Origin of the sequence: Sorangium sp. So ce185 (assembly GCF_051526825.1) — a bacterium.
GTDB lineage: Bacteria > Myxococcota_A > Polyangia > Polyangiales > Polyangiaceae > Sorangium > Sorangium cellulosum_D.
On sequence record NZ_CP150316.1, the window covers coordinates 11007705 to 11025350 of the forward strand.

The window sequence follows — 17646 nt, forward strand, 5'->3', positions numbered from 1 at the left end:
CGAGCCACAGACGCGCAAGAGGGCACAGAGGAAGAGAAGATTAGATATTTCCTCTCTCCTCTGTGCCCTCTGCGCCTCTGTGGTTGTTCTTCTCGTCTAGCGGCTCACCGCTTCACCGCGCCGGGGCGCGGAGGCCACGCCATCCGCTGCTCGCCCGCGAGCCCGGGCGAACGGTGGATGGCAGGGGGCGCCGCGAACGACGCGCCCGCCTGAGCACCGTCGCCCGCGGCCCGCCTCGGCCACCAGTCCATGCTGAGGTGGATGTGATGATGGTGATACGGCCACCCCTCGCCGTACGCCATCCGGTCCGAGAAGCTCGCGAGCTCGCCGTTGGTGATCTTCCTCGGATCGCTGTTCGGGAGGGCGTTCAGCTTCTCGGCGGTCTTCGAGAGGAACGGCGCGATGATCTTGTCCACCCCGATGACGCGCGTGCGCGCCGAGCGGAACAGCCTGGCCATGAAGAACGCCTCCCGCTCGAGATCGACGATGTGCTTCCGCTTCGCCGCCGACGAGCAGTACCCGTCCTCGTGCTTCGACCCGTCCCCGCAGATGATCTGCCCGTCGTTCGACCCGTCCGTCTGGAAATAGGCGATGTCGATGTTGCCCCCCTGATCGTGCGTCGACTCGGGGTGGCGCGGGTCGTCGACGTCGTATCCGGGCGTGACGCCGTTCATCTGGCAGACGTCGATCAGCGAGAGCGGCGCCGTGCCAGGGAACGCCCGCAGCGTCTCGGCCAGCGCGTCGCGGACGAGCATGATGAGCTCGCGCCGCGCGAAGCGGTAGTTGCTGAAGGTCTCCCAGACGTAACCGCCGCCGACGACCGAGTCGTCGGGATCCGGGAACGGGAACGGCAAGAGCCCGCCGCCGCCGTCGCCGAAGCCGGCGCACTCGCCGAACGAGAAGCCGGCGCCCACGCAGCTCGGGCCGTCGACATAAGGATACGAGGTCACGTCGAGATCATAGGCGTTCTGCCCGCCGTCGTAGCCGACGACGCGGACGAGGTACTCGGCGCCGCCTCGCTCGGAGTAGAACCCGTAGAACTCGGTGTTCGTCTCCTGATCGCGGTACGAGTACGGGTACTGCTCGCCGTAGCGCGAGCCGAGCAGGCGGCCCGCGCCGTCATACGCCACGAGATCGATGTCCCCCGCGGCGTGGCGGAACCGGATGCCCACGCGGACGATGGTCCGCTCCGGCACCACGATCCTGAACCAGTCCTCGTCCCCCTCGCACAGGGTGAGCTCCTTCGTGACTCCCACGGGCGCGCTCACCGCCGCTCCCGCGTCGTCGTTGGGCTCCAGCGCGTCGCCCTCCGACTCGCAGGCGAAGGCGTCCTTGCGGCACGCGCCGTCGTCGCAGTGGCTGCCTTCCGGGCACCAGCCGGACGGGACGTCCGGCGAGCACGCGACCTCGTCCGACACGCAGAGCTCTCCGAGGCAGGTCGCGCCGTCCGGGCAGGTGGCGGCGGCGTCGCAACCGGCGAAGCACGCGGATCCGTGCGCCTCGTCGAGGACGTGGCACACGTAACCAGGCCGGCAGTCGAGATCGCTGCCGCAGGTGTTCATGCACACCGGCGCGCCGCCCTCGGCCGCAGGGAAGCAGCCCGCCTCCGGCCCGCACTGGTCGTCGCTCTCGCAGTCGAACGCGAGGCAGTATCCCTCGACCCAGCCGTTCGGCTCCGCCGGGTCCGCGTCGCGGTAGCAGGTCGCGCCGGGCAGCGAGCACGCCTCGTCCGCGTCGCAGGCCGCGCCGACGCGCCCGGGGCCCACCGTGTCCTCCGCGCACGCCGCGCCGCAGGCCGCGTTGCACCCGTCGCCGCGCCGAGGCGAGCAGAGGCCGTGACGGTTCTCCACGCCCTCGCAGGTCTCGAGATCGTAGACGGGATAACACACCCCCGTGTCCGCCAGGATGTCGGTGTTGAAGCAGCGCGAGCCGGGCGCGCAGCCCTCCTCGCCGTTCGGCGCCGCGCACCGCCCCTCCGCGCGCTGCATGCAGATGCCCAGCATGCAGACGGCCGCGTCGCCGTCGCAATCCGCATCACAGCCGCAGCGCGCGCCGGCGGGGTTCCGCTTCGGCTCCATCCCGCCGCGCAGGTCGCCGTCGCCGTCGCCCGGCGGCGCCAGCCTCCATGGGCCCATGTCACACGCTTCCAGAGAACCCATGAGCGCCGGCACAACCACGAAGAGCCATTGCCAACGTAGATTCATGTCACCTCGCCTGTCGATGAACGCAAGATCGCTCGCGGCGAGCGTTCTAGTCCCAGGCGAGGCGCGACTGGCTATCGAAAAGAGCAGAGGAGTCACGCAGGCCACCCTGCGCGAGGATATTTCCAGCTTCCGAGCGGCGTTGTTCCGCCCGCCGGTGGGGGCGCCTACTCGGCTATTCGTACTTCTGGCTGACGCGGAACGAGCCGAGCGAGCGCACGCCCGTCGCGTGCTGCTCGAGCTGCGCGAGGGCGTCCCTGAACGCGGGCTCCTCCGTGCTGCCCTCGCACTCGACGAGGAAGAGGTACTCCTCGGGGCTGTCCGGCAGCGCGCGCGAGACGATGCGCGTGAGGTTGATATGGTGTCTCCCGAGCGCGGACAGCGCCGCCACCAGCGCGCCGGGGCGGTGGTCGAGCCCGAAGAGGAGCAGCGTCCGCCCGCCCGAGGGCGGCGGCTCGGCGGCCCTGCCGACGATGAAGAAGCGCGTGATGTTCTCGCCCTTCACGCCGAGCTTCGGCACGAGGATCTCGAGCCCGTAGATCGCCGCCGCGCCCTTGTTGCCGATCGCCCAGGCCTCGCCGTCCTGCGCCGCGCGCTCGACCGCCTCGGCGGTGCTCTCCGCCTCGAGGATCTGCGCGTCGGGGTAGTTCGCGCGCAGCCAGTCGCCGCAGTGCTTGAGCGGGACGAAGTGCGAATAGATGCGCTTCGGCGCCGCGCCCGGCCTGCCGAGGAGCGACAGCGTGACGTGCAGCGAGAGCTCCTCGCACACGACGAGCGCCGCGCCCGTGCCCTCGCGGCGGATCAGCTGATCTACGGTGTCGTAGATCGGGCCGCCCACCGCGTTCTCGATCGGCACGATGCCGTACGCCGCCGCGCCGCCGGCCACGGCGTCGAACACCTCCGAGATGGTGCGCCGGGGCGTGAGGTCCGCGCTCGCGCCGAAGCGCCGCGACGCCACCTCGTGGCTGAACGTCCCCGGCCGCCCGAAGTAGGCGACCCGCGGGCGCGGCGCGGGGGCCTCCCCCGCGTCGCCTGCCGCAGCCGCCTCGCCGCGGCGCGCCGCCCCCTCCGCGTCAGCCGACATGGGGGATGGGCGCCTCGCCAGAGCCCGCGCGCGCGATCGCGACATGCCCCCGGCGGGGCGCGACCGCCCGCCGCGGGGCCGGCATCCTTCGGTGGAGCGTGTGCATCGAGCCCGCCTGTTACCGGCGCGGTGCCGTGGCGTCCAGCGAGGAAAGCGGCCCTCGGCCGGCTCCGAAGGCGCGCGCCCGGCCGCGTCCGCCCTGGGCCCACCGGGAGCGCGCGGCGCCGGCCCGCTGAACGAGCGCGGCCGGCGCGACGGGCGCGACGCACGGTTCCCGCCGCCGGAGCCGGACGATGAACGATCGTTACATCCCGGGAACCATCGTCGAGCGACGCTTTTCCGAACGATTCAGCCTGTATCTGCGTAACATGCAGGAGAGCGATCCCCCGACGCAGCGCCCACCTGCACCCACATTATCCCACCCCAAAGCACCCGAAAGAGCGAAAATCTGCCTGGGATCGCTTCGGTCGCGTTTTGCAAGTTTGGTTTCTTGTGATAACGATCGTTACGCAATGCCGGGCACAGGGCATGGGAGCGACGGTGGAATGCCGCCGAACGACAGGGAAGGGGCTTACTGGCGGCTCTTCAACAAGAAAACGATCGTGCTCGTACGGCGCTGGCTGCGTCTCCTGGGGGTGCCGCGCCGAGATCGCCGGGACGTCGCCCAGAACGTGATGCTCGCGGCGCACGAGAGCTTCGCGAACTACGACCCCGCGCGCGGCCCGCCCGACCGCTGGCTCAACCGGATCGCGGTCCACACCGCGTCCCACTACGCGGAGCGCGCGCGGCGCCGCGTGGAGGAGCCGTTGCCGGACGACTTCGACGCGGAGCTCGAGGAGCCGTCAGCCGAGGAGCAGATCATCTCGGAGTGCGATCGTCTGTTTGCGCTCTCGATCCTCCGGGAGCTCGACGCCGAGCTCGGCGCGGTCCTCGTGGCCCACGACATCGAGGGTGTCCCGATGGCGGATTTCGCGAGCCAGTCGGGAATCCCCCTCTCGACGGCGTACAAGCGGCGTACGCGCGCGCTCGCGGCGTTTCAGCTCCTGGCCGCGCAGCGGCTCGCGGCGATGGACGGGATAGACCTTCAGAGCAGCGGCCTGCTGGCGCCCCGCTCGCCGCCGATGCTCGTCCTCATCTCGTCCGCGCGGCCGTGACCGCGCGGGGGCTCATCGCCCGGGCTTCCGGCTCGACGACGGGGGGGAGGAGCCGCGCGAGCCGCGCTCCTCGGGCCGCGGCCGGGAGCGCGGACGGCCGCGCTCCGGATCATCGTTGATGAGGGCGAGGATGGCCTGCTTCTTCGGCGAGTCGTCCGGCTCGATCAGCAGAAAAAGGAGCGCCTCCTGGAGCGCCTCGGGCGCGCGGTCGAAGCGATCGGCGACCACGGCGGAGACCGGGCTCCGCCCGTCGCCGGGCAGGAGGAGACGAGCATCGCAGTTGAGCCCCTGTGCGATGAGCGCCAGCGCGCCGAGCCCGAGATCGCGCTCTCCGCGCTCCACCTGCCGCAGGTACGTCGCAGAGAGGCGCGCCTTCTCGGCGAATTCGGCGTAGCTGAGGCCGTGCAGCAGCCGGAGCACGCGAATGGCCCGACCGACCTCTTTGGGAAGCGCATCGCCCATGGCCGGCGCAGCCTATCAACTCCCGCCGCGGCCAGAAAAGGACGATCGCATCTTTCTCTCACCCTCCGCCTCTCGCCCTTCGCGTCTCGCCCTCCGCGACCGCGCGTCGATGCCCCGTTACTTACTATAACTGATTCAGCTCCTCCACGAGCGCCCGGGAGTGCGCGTTCTCGCTCTTTTCGAACACCATGTCGACGTCGACGAGCGCGCGGCGCACGTGAGCTTGGCGCCGGGCTCGCGCTCGGCTCGAGCGGATTCGCGCCGGGCCGCCGCGGTTCCGCGCCGGGCCGCCGCGCGGGTCCGCGCCGGGCCGCCGCGCGGGTCCGGCGCCAAGCTCACGTGCGCCGCGCCGGGTCTCCGCTCGGCCAGCGCCCGTTGCGACCGCGGGGCGCTTCTGTCATTCCTGGCGAGCCGTGGTCCCCGAGGTGCGCTATCCCGAGCGCCCGTCTCGGCCCCTCGGGGGACGGCGAGGGCATCGATGATCCGTCTGGAGCTTTCAGGAGAGCACACCCGGCTGCACTCGACGCTGTGCGGCCAGTGCCCGCAAGGCCCCGCGGGGTGCTGCGTCAGCCCGCCCGAGCTCGACTGGACGGACATCGGGCGCATCGTCTCCCTCTCCGGCCGCGGCTGGCTGCTCGAGCAGATCGCCGCCGGCAACCTGCTCCCCGCGAGCCGCGGGCTCGCGCTCCGGCGCGTGCGCAAGCGGGAGGGCCCCGCGGCCCCGCGGCGCTCGAAGTGCGTCTATCACGGCGCGCGCGGCTGCACGATCCCCGCCGATCGGCGGGCGGCGACCTGCAATTACTTCCTCTGCGAGGACGCCTTCGCCGAGCGCGTCGACGGCCAGGCCGACCCGGCCTCGGCCGCGAGCCGCCGGGCGCACGCGCTCCTCCGCGAGGTGTACGGCCGCTGGGATCGCGAGCTCGCCGAGGCGATCGCCTCCCGGCCGGAAGGGCCGTCGTGGGACGCGGCGTTCCTCGACTGGCTGGGCGCGGAGTTCGAGCGGCTCTCGAGCGCGTCCCGCGGCGAGCTCGCCGCGCTCGCCGCGCCGGGGTAGCGCGCGGCGGGCGCGGCGATGGCGGTCGCCTGGCGGCGCCGCGCCGCGCGGGGCCGCGCGCGCCGCGCCGGTCACAGCATCGCGACCGGATCCACGTCGATGATCACCCGCGCGTTCCGGTCGATCCCGTCGCGCATCAGCCCGGTGAGCGCCGCGAGCGTCCCCCGGAGCGGCCCGCGCTCGCGCGCCCGGAGGAGCACCCGGAACCGGTACCGCCCGCGCAGCCGCGCGATCGGCGCCGCCGACGGCCCGAGCACCTCGACGCGCCGCGCGAGCCCGTCCGGACACGTGCGCGCGTGGGCCGCGAGCTTCGCCGCGGCGCCGCGGCCCACGCCCTCGTCGACCGCGTCGATCCGGATCAGCGCGAGGCGCGTGGCCGGCGGGTAGCCCACCTCCTCGCGGTCGCGGATCTCCCGCTCGAGGAAGCCCGGCACGTCGTGCGCCGCGGCGAACGCGATCGCCGGGTGCTCGGGGTTGCGCGTCTGGATGAGCACCCGGCCCGGGCGGTCGCGCCGCCCCGCGCGCCCGGCCACCTGCACGAGCAGCTGGAAGCCGCGCTCGGCCGCCCGGAAATCCGGCAGCCCCAGCGCGGCGTCGGCGTTCACCACGCCGACCAGGGTCACGTTGGGCAGATCGTGGCCCTTCGTGACCATCTGCGTGCCGACCAGGATGTCGATCTTGCCCTCGCGCATCCTCGCGAGGATCGCCTGCGAGCGGTCCTTGCCCGCGACGTCGCGGTCGAGGCGGGCCACGCGCGCCTCCGGGAACGAGGCGGCGATCGTGGCCTCGAGCCGCTCGGTGCCGAGGCCCTCGAGCAGCAGGGTCCGCGAGCCGCACGACGCGCAGCGCTCCGGCAGCGGCCCCGCGTAGTCGCAGTAATGGCAGCGCAGGAGCCCGCCCTGCGGCCGCTCGTCGAGCGGCGCCGCCGGCCCCGGCGCGGGCGCGCCCGGCGCAGGCGCGCCCGCCGGCGCCTGCGGGCGCGGGTCGCGGCGCCGCCCGCGGTGGTAGGTCAGCGCGACCGAGCACGCCGAGCACGTCGTCAGGTTCCCGCACGAGCCGCAGACGACGCTCGGCGCGAAGCCGCGCCGGTTCAGGAACAGGATCGCCTGCTCCTTCGCCGCGAGCGTCCGCTCGAGCGCGCGGTGCAGCGGCAGCGAGATCAGCGGGTCGCCCGAGGGGCCGGCGCCGAAGCGGCGGAGGTCGACCAGGGCGACCTCCGGGAGGCTGGCCTCGCGGTGCGCGCGGTCCGGCAGGCGCAGCTCGGCGAGCTTGCCGCGGCGCACCAGCGCGACCGACTCGATGGAGGGCGTCGCGGAGCCGAGCACGCACACCGCCCCGGCGCGGTGGGCGCGGAGCAGCGCCATGTCGCGCGCGTGGTAGCGCACGCCCTCCTCCTGCTTGAACGAGCCGTCGTGCTCCTCGTCGACGAGGATGAGCCCGAGATCCGGCACGGGCGCGAACAGGGCGGAGCGCGCCCCGATGGCGACGCGCACCTTGCCGCCGTGGAGGCTCGCCCACATCGCGTGGCGGTCGGCGTCGCTCAGCCCGCTGTGCAGCACGGCGAGCTCGTCGCCGAAGCGGGCGCGGAAGCGGGCGACGAGCTGCGGGGTGAGGGCGATCTCCGGCACCATCACGAGCGCGCCGCGGCCGCGGTCGAGGCAGCTCTTGATGGCGCGCAGGTACACCTCGGTCTTGCCGGAGCCGGTCACGCCGAAGAGGAGGAACGCGCTCGGCCCGGCGGGCCGCGCCTCGCGTGGGGCGGCCCCGCGCGCCTCCGCGTCTGCGGGCGCGGACGGCGCCGCGCTTCCGGGCACGGACGGCGCCGCGCTTCCGGGCACGGACGGCGCCGCGCTTCCGGGCGCGGACAGCGCCGCGAGCGCCGCGTCGATCCGCGCCGCGGCCTCGGCCTGCGCCGGGTTCAGCTCGGGGGGCACGTCGCGCTCCTCGGGCAGGCGGAAGAACGGATCGCGCGGCGGCTCGCGTTCGTCGAGGGCGACGAGGCCCCGCTCGGCGAGCTTCTTCAGGGCGCTGCGCGCGTTGCCGTAGCGCTCCTCGAGCCGCGCGACCGGCTGCTCGCCGTTCGCCCGGAGCAGCGCGAGCACCGCGGCCGCCTGCCCGCGGAGCGTGCCCGGCTCCTCGACCACGTCCGTCGCGCTGGCGTACGCCACCTTGCGGCCGCCCACCTGCTTGGCCCGGCCGAGATCGAGCATGCCGTCGAGCTCGCCCTGCGCCTTGAGCGCCCGCACCTGCTCGCGCTCGATCGCCGGCAGCGCGAGGCGGAGCACCTCCCCGATCGGCGCGAAGTAGTACGCGGCGAGCTCCTGCAGGAACGAGAGCAGCTCCGCCGGCAGCGCCGGGCGCGCGTCGATGAGGGCCGCGAGCGGCTTGATCTTGGACGGGTCGATGGCCGCGCTGCGCTCGCTGACGGCGAGCACGACGCCGAGCAGCTTGCGCCGGTGGAACTCGCAGAGCACGCGCGCCCCCGGCCGCACCTCGCCGGCGAGCGCGGCCGGCACCTCGTAGGTGAAGGCCTGCGAAAGCGGGACGGGCACCGCGACGTCGGCGAGGAGGGGCATCGCTCCGGGAGGCCGCGCTCGGCGCGGCACGGGCGAGATACCAGAGAACGCCGCTCAGGACGAGGAATGCACGAGACGGGCGCGCACGGTGCGCCCGTCCAGTCCCGCGGTCCCGAAAAGCGGGCAAAAAAAAGCGCCGCCGGGGCCTCGGGGGGGGGAAGGCCGCGCCGGCAGCGCTGGCCGGACAGAGAGCACCGTCCGTGCCATCTCTGCTGTTCGCGATCCGAACGTATTTCGTTCCAGATGAGGCGTTCCTGGATTTCGAATCTGAAATTTCAGCAATTCACCATTGCAGAAGCGAATTCCGCCGGCGTGTCCGCGCGTCGCACCGGCACGCACCGCGTGAGGGGGTGGGAACGCCCGAGCCGCTCCCGTGGGGTCCGCCGATTGCTCGGGAGCCGGGTCAGGGGCTCACCGCTGGAGGGCCGGCGGGCGGGCGCCATGCGCTGGAAATGTGCGCGATGAGGCGCCTGCGAGGAGGGAACATGATCGGAACCGCGGTCTTGGGGGGAATCGAGTGGCAGGACTGGATCGACCGGATCGCCGACCCGCTTCAGCACGGCATCCGGTCCGTGCTGAGGCGAGCGCCCGTGGTCGCGAAGGTGCTCCACGGCAAGTTCCTCGGGCACCCGCTGCATCCGGTGCTGGTGACCATCCCCATCGGCGCGTGGTCCTGCGGGCTCGTGCTCGACTTCGCGGGCATCGGCCGCCGCGGGCGGCGGCTCCACCGGGGGGCGGACGCGAGCACGGCCATCGGCCTCGGCGGGGCGCTCGTGGCCGCCCTGGCGGGGCTCGCCGACTGGAGCACCACGCTCGGCTCGGCGAAGCGGATCGGGTTCGTCCACGGCGCCATGAACCTGGCGATCGCGGGCGTGTACGGCGCCTCGCTCGCCTCGCGCGCGATCGGGCTGCGGCCGCTCGGGATCGCGCTGTCGACCGCGGGGTTCGGCCTCGCGGGCGCGAGCGGCTGGCTGGGAGGCGAGCTGATCTACCGCTACGGCGTCGGCGTCAGCCACGACGCGTGCGAGCGGAAGCCGGAGGCGCAGGTGCCCGTGCCCGAGGCGCCGATCGCCGACGTGGGTTGACTATCGCGCCGCGAGGTAGCAGGCCGCGATGCAGAGCGCGGCGAGCGCGAACAGCAGCGCGCCGTGCAGGAGCAGCGGCGCGAGCCCCTGCCGCTCCGGGGGAGCGAGCGGGCGCCGCGGCTTGACCCAGGGCGACGGCGGCTCGACCGCGGCGGGCGCCGCGCCCTGCGCGTCCGCCGCCCTGGCGAGCTGCGCGGCGGCTTCGCGCGCCGCGGGCGCTACCGCCTCCTTCGCCGCCGCCTCGTGCCTCGCCGCGGGCGCCGCCGCCTCCCGCGCGAGCGCCGCGCCGGCGTCCATCGCGCGCGGCGTGGCGGCCGCCGTCGCGACCGGCTCGAGCACCGCGGGCGGACCGAGCTCCAGCGCGCGCACCGCGCGCTCGCGCGCCCGGCGGGCCGCGACCATCTCCATGCCGAAGTTGTCGCGCAGCCACGCCCCGAAGCGCAGCGGGCTCGCCGTCAGCTCGGCCGCCGCCGCGTAAGCGGCGATGTCCCGCAGCATCGCCGCCGCGCTCGGGTAGCGATCCTCGGGCGACTCGGCGAGCGCCCGCGCCACGATCGCGTGGAGCGCCGCCTCGTCGGGGAGCCCGCGCTCCGCGAGCGGCGGGATCTCCGCGCGCCGCGCGAGCTCGAGCAGCTCGACGCGCGCCTCGTCCTTGGAGAGGGCCGCCCCGGGGCCCGCGCTGTACATCCGCCGGCCGGCGAGCAGCTCCCACAGCAGGATGCCCGCCGCGAAGAGGTCGGAGCGCGCGTCGAGCGCCTCGCCGCGGGCCTGCTCCGGGCTCATGTAGCCGGCCTTGCCCTGCAGCGCCTCGTCCAGCGTCCCGCCGCAGCGCTCGTGCGCGCGGGCGATGCCGAAGTCGCAGAGCTTGATCTCGCCCTCGAAGCTCAGGAGCACGTTCGACGGCGAGACGTCGCGGTGCACGACGCCCTTCCGGTGCGCGTAGGCGAGCGCCTGCAGCGCCTCGGCGACGATCAGGAGCGAGAACGCCACCGGGAGCTTCACCTTCTGGCGCGCGCAGCGGCGGAGCAGCTCGCGCAGGTCGAACCCCTCGACGTACTCCATCGCGATGTACAGCGCGCCGTCCTCGCGGCCGAGGTCCTCGACCTGCACGATGGACGCGTGGCGCAGCCCCGCGGCGAGCCTGGCCTCGCTCGCGAGCATCTCCACGAAGCGCGGATCGTGCGCGAACTTCGGGGCGACCTCCTTGATGGCGACGAGGCGCGCGGCGCCGAGATCGGTGCGCACCCGCGCCAGGTAGAGATCGGCCATCCCGCCCTGGCCGATGTGGTCGAACAGGGTGTAGCGGCCGATCCGGCACGGCAACGGCCGCCCGCTGCGGGGCGCCGCCCGGCGCAGCGGGCGCTCCTCGCGGCCGGCGCCGCCGGCGAGCGGAGGCAGGCCGGAAGGCGGGTACGGGAGCGTGCCTCCGCGACGCACATCGAGGCGATCGATCTGCACGGCCCCTCCTCGCAGACTTCGCGCGGACGGGCCAACTAAGCGGGCGCCCCCGGGCACCGGGGACGGCCGCGCAGGCCCGGAGGGAGCCCACGCAAGGAACCAACCATTGGAATCTTATAGTTTTTTTGCTCAGCTCCCCCGCAGCTCCCCTGCCCTGATTGCGCTCGCCCGTGCCCCCGGCGCAGCCTGCCTCGCCGATCGCGTGCAGCGCGCGCGGCGGCGGGCTACATCCGGCGCATGACGTTCAGCGCAGGCTGGGGACAGCCCTTTGCCGGATCGTTCATCCGCATCGTCGACGACCGGGGGCGCCGGCACGAGTGGCGCACGCCCCCGCGGCGCATCGTCTCGCTCGTGCCGAGCGACACCTACTCGCTCGTCCGGCTCGGCGCCCAGGGCCGCCTCGTCGGCCGCACCCGTTACTGCGTCGCGCCCGCGGGGGACGTCGAGGGCATCGAGCTCGTCGGCGGCACCAAGGACGCCGACGTCGATCGCATCGTCGCGCTCGAGCCCGAGGTCGTCGTCGCGAACCAGGAGGAGAACAACCAGCGCGACATCGAGCGCCTCGACGCGGCGGGCCTGCGCGTGCTCGTCTCGTTCCCGAGGCGGGTCGCCGACGGCGTGGCGCACCTCGCCCGGCTGGCGCGCCTGCTCGGGCACGGCGTGAAGGCCGCGCCGGCCGCGGCGGACGGCGGCGCCCAGGACCCGCTGGAGCCGCCGCCCGCCGCGCGCGAGCAGGTCGCGGCCGCCTACCGCGCCCACGCCGCGGCCGAGGCGCTGCGCCGCGATCGCCCGCCGCTCCGCGCCTTCGTCCCGATCTGGATGGACCCGCTGATGACCGTGCACGGCGACACCTTCATCTCCGACATGCTCGACCTCGCCGGCGCCCAGAACGTCTTCGCGGATCGCCCCCGGCGCTACCCGCTCGCGGCCGACCTGGGCAAGGCGCCGCCGCTCCCGCCCGAGCGCGTCCAGGGCCGCGACGTCCGCTACCCCCGCGTCACCCTCGACGAGGTCGTCGCCCGCGCCCCGGAGATCGTGCTGCTGCCCGACGAGCCGCACGCCTTCACCGACGCCGACGCAGAAATATTTCGTTCCCTCGACATCCCCGCCGCTCGCCGCGGCCGCGTGATCCGATGCGATGGCAAGGACCTCATGTGGTATGGCGCGCGGGCGCTCGAGGGGCTCAATCGGCTGCGAGAGATCATCGACGCCGCCCGTCCATGATGCACGGAGCGATCGTCCGTTCAGGGGCGCGCGAGCGCCTGCGGCCGAGTAACGTCGCGGTCGTGCGTCCCCGCGGCCGGGCGACGCCGCGGCCGGGCAGCGCCGCGGCCGAGCAAGCCCCTCCTCGCCACGCCGCAGTTGGGGTAGGACCGTATGATGACGTGGACACGGGAGACATTGCGGGCAGAGATCATCCAGCTCCTGGAGGGACACACGGCCGGCGAGGTGAAGATCGAGGAGTCGAGCCATCTCGTCGCCGATCTCAGCCTCGACTCGCTCGGGGTGATGGAGATCGTCGCGGATATGGAGGATAAGTTCGACCTCTCGATCCCCGACGACATGTTGCGCGAGGTCGACACGGTCGCCGACGTCGTCAAGGCCATCGAGCTCCGGCTCAAGAACGAAGGAAGGCTCTCGGGATGACGGCTGTTTGGAAAGCGCGGACGGTCGCACAGGCGATCGAGGACGCAGCGGCGAGCACGAAGACGGGCTATCGCTTCATCGAGGAGTCGAGCGAGAACGAGCCGTTCTTCACGCACGGCGGCATCGAGCGGGCGAGCGCGCGCATCGGCGGCGCGCTCCAGGCGCTCGGGCTGGAGAAGGGCGATCGCGTCGCGTTGATCCTGCCGGACAACGCCGACTTCATCTTCGCCTTCCTGGGCGCGATCCGCGCGGGCGTCATCCCGGTGCCCATCTACCCGCCGACGGGCCTCGGCAAGCTGACCGGCTACCTCGAGAACACGCTGCACATCGTCGCGAAGAGCGGGGCCAAGGTCCTGCTCACGAGCGGCGAGATCAAGCGCATGCTCGGCACGATCCAGGCGCAGGCGCCGGAGCTCCAGCAGATCGTGGCGGTGGAGGGCATCCGGGGCTCGCGCGAGGAGCTCAAGCCGGTGAAGGTCGAGCTCGACGACGTGTGCTTCCTGCAGTTCACGAGCGGCTCGACGTCGCGGCCGAAGGGCGTGGTGCTCACGCACGCGAACCTGGCCGCGAACGTGCGGGCGATCGTGGAGCTCGGCCTGGCGGTGCGCGAGTCGGTGGACACCGGCGTGTCGTGGCTGCCGCTCTACCACGACATGGGGCTCATCGGCTTCGTGATCGCGCCGCTCTACCACGTGAACACGGTGACGTTCCTGCCCCCGCTCCTGTTCCTGAAGCGGCCGGTGCGCTGGCTGGAGACGATCACGCGCCACCGGGGCAACGTGTCGTTCGGGCCGAACTTCGCCTACGCGCTCTGCGTGAAGCGGATCCGGGAGCAGGAGATGGCGGGGCTCGACCTGTCGACGTGGCGGGTCGCCGGCTGCGGCGCCGAGCCGATCCGGGCGGACAACCTGCGCGCGTTCGCCGAGAAGTTCGCGCCGGTCGGGTTCGACGAGAAGGCGTTCGTCTGCTCGTACGGCATGGCCGAGAGCACGCTGGCGGTGTCGTTCAGCGCGCTCGGGACCGGGCTGCAGACCGACGCGGTGGACGGCGAGACGCTCTGGAAGGAGGGCAAGGCGGTGCCCGTGCCGGCCGACAGCGACGGGGCGTCGTCGCTCGTGCAGTGCGGGTCGGCGTTCGAGGGGCACGAGATCGCGGTGTTCGCGTCGGACGACGCGGAGAGCGCGCGCCCGCTCGGCGACCGCGAGGTCGGGGAGCTGCGGCTGCGGGGGCCGAGCGTGATGCCCGGGTACTTCAACGAGCCGGACCTGACGAAGGAGGCGTTCGCGGGCGGCTGGCTGCGGACGGGCGATCTCGGGTACCTCGCGGAGGGCAAGGTCTATATCTGCGGGCGCTCGAAGGAGGTCATCATCGTCAACGGGCGCAACTACTACCCGCAGGATCTCGAGTGGGAGGCGAGCCGCGTCGCCGGGGTCCGGAAGGGGAACGTGATCGCGTTCGGCACGATGAAGCCGCACAACGACCGCGAGCGGGTGGTCATCGTGTTCGAGACGACGGCGTCGGACGAGCAGGAGAAGCAATCGCTGAGGGGCGAGGTGCGCCGCGTGGTGCAGCAGGCCATGGGGCTCACGGTCGACGACGTGGTGGCGGTCGGGGCAGGCGTGCTGCCGAAGACGTCGAGCGGGAAGCTCCAGCGGAGCAAGACGCGGGAGCTCTACGAGAACGGGGAGCTCCTGATCCGGAGCTCGTCGCGCGACGGGGACCGGCTGGACGCGGCCAAGGAGTTCGCCAAGAGCCAGATCAACTACTTCCGGCACGCGATTTTCCGCGGGCGCGGGGGGTGATCCGGGGGGCAGCGGGGATCTGAACCGCAGGGGCCGCCGGAGGGGGCAGGGAGCGCGTGCGGCGCGCGCGGGGCCCCGCCGGACTCGCGCGCGCCCTGGACCTTACCCTGCGGGTAAGGCCCAGGGCGCGCGCTCAGACATCGGCCCGTCCCCACGCGCGCCGCACGCGCTCCCTGCCCCCTCCGGCGGCTCGAGGCCGCCAGCAGGGAGGCGCTGCGCGGCGGCTTGGTGGAGAGTGGGGGCTTGCTGGATCGCGACGGCTGTTCGTGCGGGGGCTCTCGGTGAAGCGGGCGGGCGCGAAGGCGTAGCCGCTGGTGCGGGGGGCCGTTATCGTCGGCGGCCGGAGGGCGATCCATGCCTGCTTGGCTCAATCAGCTGCTGCCGATCCTTCTGCTGCTCGCGGCCATCGCGGTCGTCATGCGGCGGCTGCCGAAGATCGACCTCGGACACTCGGAGGAGTTCAAGCGCCGGCGGCTCTTCAACTGGTTTCCGCTCGGGCTCACCTACGCCTTCCTCTACATGGGGCGGTACAACTTCTCCGCCAACGCGTCGGCGCTCGACGCGATGCAGCTCGTCAGCAAGCAGGAGTTCGGGAACATCGACGGCTGGGGCTCGACCGTCTACGGGGTCGCCTTCCTGCTGAACGGGCCGCTCACCGACCGATGGGGCGGGCGCGCCACCATCCTCCTCGCCGCAGGCGGCTCCGCGCTCATGAACCTGCTCATGGGGGGCGCCGTCCGCCTCGCCCAGGATGGACAGCTCGGCCACGACGCGGCCGTCACCGCCATGACCGCGCTCTTCGCCGGCAACATGTATTTCCAGAGCTTCGGCGCCGTATCCATCGTCAAGGTGAACGCGCCCTGGTTCCACGTCCGCGAGCGCGGGATGCTCGGCGGCGTCTTCGGTATCCTCATCTCGCTGGGGCTCTATTTCGCCTACGACTGGAGTCGATTCATCGCCAAACACCTGCCGATGCCGTGGGTCTTCTACGTCCCCGCCCTGCTGCTGCTCGGCTTCCTCGTGCTCGACTTCTTCGTCATCCGCGACACGCCTGGCCAGGCGGGCTTCCAGGACTTCGATACGGCCGACGCTTCCTCGGGCGACACCGGCGAGCGCCTCGGCGCGATCGAGGTCGCGCGGCGCATGTTCTCGCAAAGGGTCATCTGGATCATCGTCGCCATCGAGTTCTGCAGCGGCTTCCTCCGCAACGCCGTCATGAAGTGGTACCTCATCTTCGCCGACAAGACCGGCCTCAAGGGCTTCGTGTCGACGCACTGGGGCGTGCTCCTCTGCATCGCCGGCATCCTGGGCGGCGTCTTCGCCGGCTTCATCTCGGACCACGTGTTCGAGTCGCGCCGCGGCCCCGTGGCCTCCGTGCTGTACGCAGGGCTCGTGATCGGCGCGGTGATCGTCATCTTCACGCTGAGCCTGCCCATCGCGGGGTGGACCGTCGTGTTCATGTCCCTGTGCGTGATCGGCGTCCACGGCATGCTCTCCGGGACCGCGAGCATGGATTTCGGCGGAAGGAAGAACGCCGGCGTCGCGACAGGCATCATCGACGGCTTCGTCTATCTGGGCACGGCGGCGCAATCGTTCCTCTACGCCAGCATCCTGCCCTCGGGCGACGCGGCGAAGGACCCGGGGAACTGGATGCCATGGCCGGTCGCCATGCTCCCGGTCGCCCTCGTCGGCTTCGCGCTGGCGACGCGCGTGTGGAACGCGAGGCCGCAACGACAGGCGGCGGCCCACTGAGCCCACCGGCGGCGCGAGCGAGCGCCGCGCCGCCCGCCGGGGAGCCGGACCGCCGCGCGGCGCCGGCGGGCGGTCACTCCGCCGCGATCGCGTAAGCGCCCCGCGCGGCGGGCGGTCGCTTGTGGAGCTGGCCGTCCTTCATGATCGCGAGCAGCCGGCCGCTGTCCTGCAGGATTCGCACGTCCTTCGACGGATCCCCGTCGACGAGCAGCAGATCGGCGAGGAACCCCTCCCTGACCTGCCCGAGCTCGTCGCCCATCATCATGAGCTGCGCCCCGAGCCGGGTCGCCGCGACGATCGCGTCCATCGGCGTATAGCCGAGCAGGTCGACGAAGTGCTGGAGATCGCGCGCGTTCCGGCCGATCGGGTTCCAGGTGAAGCCGTAATCGCCGCCCGGCAGGATGCGGACCCCGCGCCGGCGCAGCGCCTTCATGTTCTCGCAGCCGAGCGAGAGCTCGACCTCGAGCGCGCGCGCCACGTCCGGGGGAGGCGTGACGCCGTAATCCTTCGCCTCGTAAAGCGACGTGTAGGTGATGCCGAGCGTCGGCGCGACGAAGATCCTGTCCTTCGCGGCCTCGAGCATGTCGAGCGCCTCGGCGTCCGAGAGGGTCGCGTGATAGAGGATCTCGACGCCGTTGCGCAGGCACATCTTCACGCTCTCGGCGCTGCGCGCGTGGCCGGCGACGCGCTTGCCGCGCGAGCGCGCCACCTCGCAGACGGCGGCCACCTCGGCCTCGTTCATGACGGTGTGCATCGCCCTGGCGCTCGGCACGAACTCGTCGCCCGAGGGGTTGATCTTGAGGGTATCGACCCCCTCGCGGACGAAATGGCGCGCGGCCCGGCGGAACTCGTCGGGTCCGTCGGCGATGAGCGCGAAGCTCTCGCGGTGGAGGTGGTGGAGCCGGACGTCGCCGAGGCCGCCGGTGACCGTCATCTCCGGCGAGGCGGCGAGCATGCGCGGCCCCGGGATCTCCCCGGCGTTGATGGCGTTGCGGATCACGACGTCGAGCCGCGGCTTCGCCGACGCGGCGCTCAGGATGCTCGTGAAGCCGTGATCCAGGAGCACGCGCGCGTGCTTCATCGTGAGCAGCGTGTGCTCCTCCGGCGGGATATCGCCGAGCGACGCGAGGTCCGACGTGTTGGCGAAGCTCGGATGCGCGTGGGCCTCGACCATGCCCGGCATCAGGGCGGCGCCTCCGCCGTCGATCACCTCGGCGCCGGGCGCGGACAGCGCCCCCGCCGTCCGGGAGATCGCCTGGATCCGGTTGCCCTCGATCAGGACCTCACCGCGATACGGCGGCTCGCCCGTGCCGTCCACGACCGTCACGTTTCTGAAGAGGATCGGCGTCATCTGCTTCCTTCCAGCCTCGC

The 17646-nt window shown here is 72.7% G+C and carries 13 protein-coding genes; 7 read left to right on the top strand and 6 right to left on the bottom strand.

The window, feature by feature from the left end; translation table 11 throughout:
• Positions 1–104: 104 nt before the first annotated feature.
• A complete protein-coding gene (locus WMF26_RS40565) occupies positions 105–2135 on the bottom strand; it encodes a hypothetical protein (protein ID WP_437997106.1) in 2031 nt (676 codons plus the stop codon).
• 241 nt (positions 2136–2376) lie between these two features.
• Positions 2377–3285: a prephenate dehydratase gene (locus WMF26_RS40570; protein WP_061622107.1), complete on the bottom strand. Its 909-nt coding sequence runs from the start codon at positions 3283–3285 to the stop codon at positions 2377–2379.
• A gap of 293 nt (positions 3286–3578) precedes the next feature.
• Here WMF26_RS40570 and WMF26_RS40575 point away from each other — a divergent pair, with 293 nt between their 5' ends.
• The gene (locus WMF26_RS40575) at positions 3579–4439 is read left to right on the top strand and encodes an RNA polymerase sigma factor (protein ID WP_437997107.1); all 861 of its coding nucleotides are present in this window, start codon (positions 3579–3581) and stop codon (positions 4437–4439) included.
• 12 nt (positions 4440–4451) lie between these two features.
• Here WMF26_RS40575 and WMF26_RS40580 read toward each other — a convergent pair whose 3' ends face one another.
• Complete coding sequence (locus WMF26_RS40580) at positions 4452–4901, bottom strand: helix-turn-helix domain-containing protein (protein WP_061622109.1); 450 nt, start codon at positions 4899–4901, stop codon at positions 4452–4454.
• 478 nt (positions 4902–5379) lie between these two features.
• Between WMF26_RS40580 and WMF26_RS40585 the strand changes: the two genes are divergently transcribed.
• A complete protein-coding gene (locus WMF26_RS40585; RefSeq protein WP_061627597.1) occupies positions 5380–5955 on the top strand; it encodes a hypothetical protein in 576 nt (191 codons plus the stop codon).
• Positions 5956–6026: 71 nt separating this feature from the next.
• Here WMF26_RS40585 and priA read toward each other — a convergent pair whose 3' ends face one another.
• A complete protein-coding gene (gene priA, locus WMF26_RS40590; RefSeq protein ID WP_437997108.1) occupies positions 6027–8531 on the bottom strand; it encodes a replication restart helicase PriA in 2505 nt (834 codons plus the stop codon).
• Between the two features lie 485 nt (positions 8532–9016).
• Between priA and WMF26_RS40595 the strand changes: the two genes are divergently transcribed.
• Positions 9017–9616 (top strand): DUF2231 domain-containing protein, encoded by a 600-nt coding sequence (locus tag WMF26_RS40595; protein ID WP_437997109.1) that lies wholly within the window; start codon positions 9017–9019, stop codon positions 9614–9616.
• Here WMF26_RS40595 and WMF26_RS40600 read toward each other — a convergent pair whose 3' ends face one another.
• Positions 9617–11074, bottom strand: a complete 1458-nt coding sequence (locus WMF26_RS40600; RefSeq protein ID WP_437997110.1) for a serine/threonine-protein kinase — start codon at positions 11072–11074, stop codon at positions 9617–9619.
• 237 nt (positions 11075–11311) lie between these two features.
• On the opposite strand from WMF26_RS40600, the gene WMF26_RS40605 reads away from it, so the two are divergent.
• The 4 genes from WMF26_RS40605 (at position 11312) to WMF26_RS40620 (ending at position 16275) form a co-directional block, all read left to right on the top strand.
• Positions 11312–12298: a helical backbone metal receptor gene (locus tag WMF26_RS40605; RefSeq protein ID WP_437997111.1), complete on the top strand. Its 987-nt coding sequence runs from the start codon at positions 11312–11314 to the stop codon at positions 12296–12298.
• Positions 12299–12451: 153 nt separating this feature from the next.
• Positions 12452–12721, top strand: a complete 270-nt coding sequence (locus WMF26_RS40610) for an acyl carrier protein (RefSeq protein WP_129579187.1) — start codon at positions 12452–12454, stop codon at positions 12719–12721.
• Positions 12718–14523: a fatty acyl-AMP ligase gene (locus WMF26_RS40615; protein ID WP_437997112.1), complete on the top strand. Its 1806-nt coding sequence runs from the start codon at positions 12718–12720 to the stop codon at positions 14521–14523. Before WMF26_RS40610 ends, WMF26_RS40615 begins: the two co-directional genes overlap by 4 nt.
• A 354-nt stretch (positions 14524–14877) precedes the next feature.
• Positions 14878–16275 (top strand): MFS transporter, encoded by a 1398-nt coding sequence (locus tag WMF26_RS40620; RefSeq protein ID WP_437997113.1) that lies wholly within the window; start codon positions 14878–14880, stop codon positions 16273–16275.
• Between the two features lie 73 nt (positions 16276–16348).
• On the opposite strand, the gene WMF26_RS40625 is transcribed toward WMF26_RS40620, so the two are convergent.
• A complete protein-coding gene (locus WMF26_RS40625) occupies positions 16349–17626 on the bottom strand; it encodes an amidohydrolase family protein (protein ID WP_437997114.1) in 1278 nt (425 codons plus the stop codon).
• Between the last annotated feature and the right edge of the window lie 20 nt (positions 17627–17646).

Excerpts from the sequence above, each read along its gene's own strand:
- WMF26_RS40565 (WP_437997106.1), bottom strand. The coding sequence starts at position 2,135 with ATGGGCCCATGGAGGCTGGCGCCGCCGGGCGACGGCGACGGCGACCTG.
- WMF26_RS40570 (WP_061622107.1), bottom strand. The coding sequence starts at position 3,285 with ATGTCGGCTGACGCGGAGGGGGCGGCGCGCCGCGGCGAGGCGGCTGCG.
- WMF26_RS40575 (WP_437997107.1), top strand. The coding sequence starts at position 3,579 with ATGAACGATCGTTACATCCCGGGAACCATCGTCGAGCGACGCTTTTCC.
- WMF26_RS40580 (WP_061622109.1), bottom strand. The coding sequence starts at position 4,901 with ATGGGCGATGCGCTTCCCAAAGAGGTCGGTCGGGCCATTCGCGTGCTC.
- WMF26_RS40585 (WP_061627597.1), top strand. The coding sequence starts at position 5,380 with ATGATCCGTCTGGAGCTTTCAGGAGAGCACACCCGGCTGCACTCGACG.
- priA (WP_437997108.1), bottom strand. The coding sequence starts at position 8,531 with ATGCCCCTCCTCGCCGACGTCGCGGTGCCCGTCCCGCTTTCGCAGGCC.
- WMF26_RS40595 (WP_437997109.1), top strand. The coding sequence starts at position 9,017 with ATGATCGGAACCGCGGTCTTGGGGGGAATCGAGTGGCAGGACTGGATC.
- WMF26_RS40605 (WP_437997111.1), top strand. The coding sequence starts at position 11,312 with ATGACGTTCAGCGCAGGCTGGGGACAGCCCTTTGCCGGATCGTTCATC.
- WMF26_RS40610 (WP_129579187.1), top strand. The coding sequence starts at position 12,452 with ATGATGACGTGGACACGGGAGACATTGCGGGCAGAGATCATCCAGCTC.
- WMF26_RS40615 (WP_437997112.1), top strand. The coding sequence starts at position 12,718 with ATGACGGCTGTTTGGAAAGCGCGGACGGTCGCACAGGCGATCGAGGAC.
- WMF26_RS40620 (WP_437997113.1), top strand. The coding sequence starts at position 14,878 with ATGCCTGCTTGGCTCAATCAGCTGCTGCCGATCCTTCTGCTGCTCGCG.
- WMF26_RS40625 (WP_437997114.1), bottom strand. The coding sequence starts at position 17,626 with ATGACGCCGATCCTCTTCAGAAACGTGACGGTCGTGGACGGCACGGGC.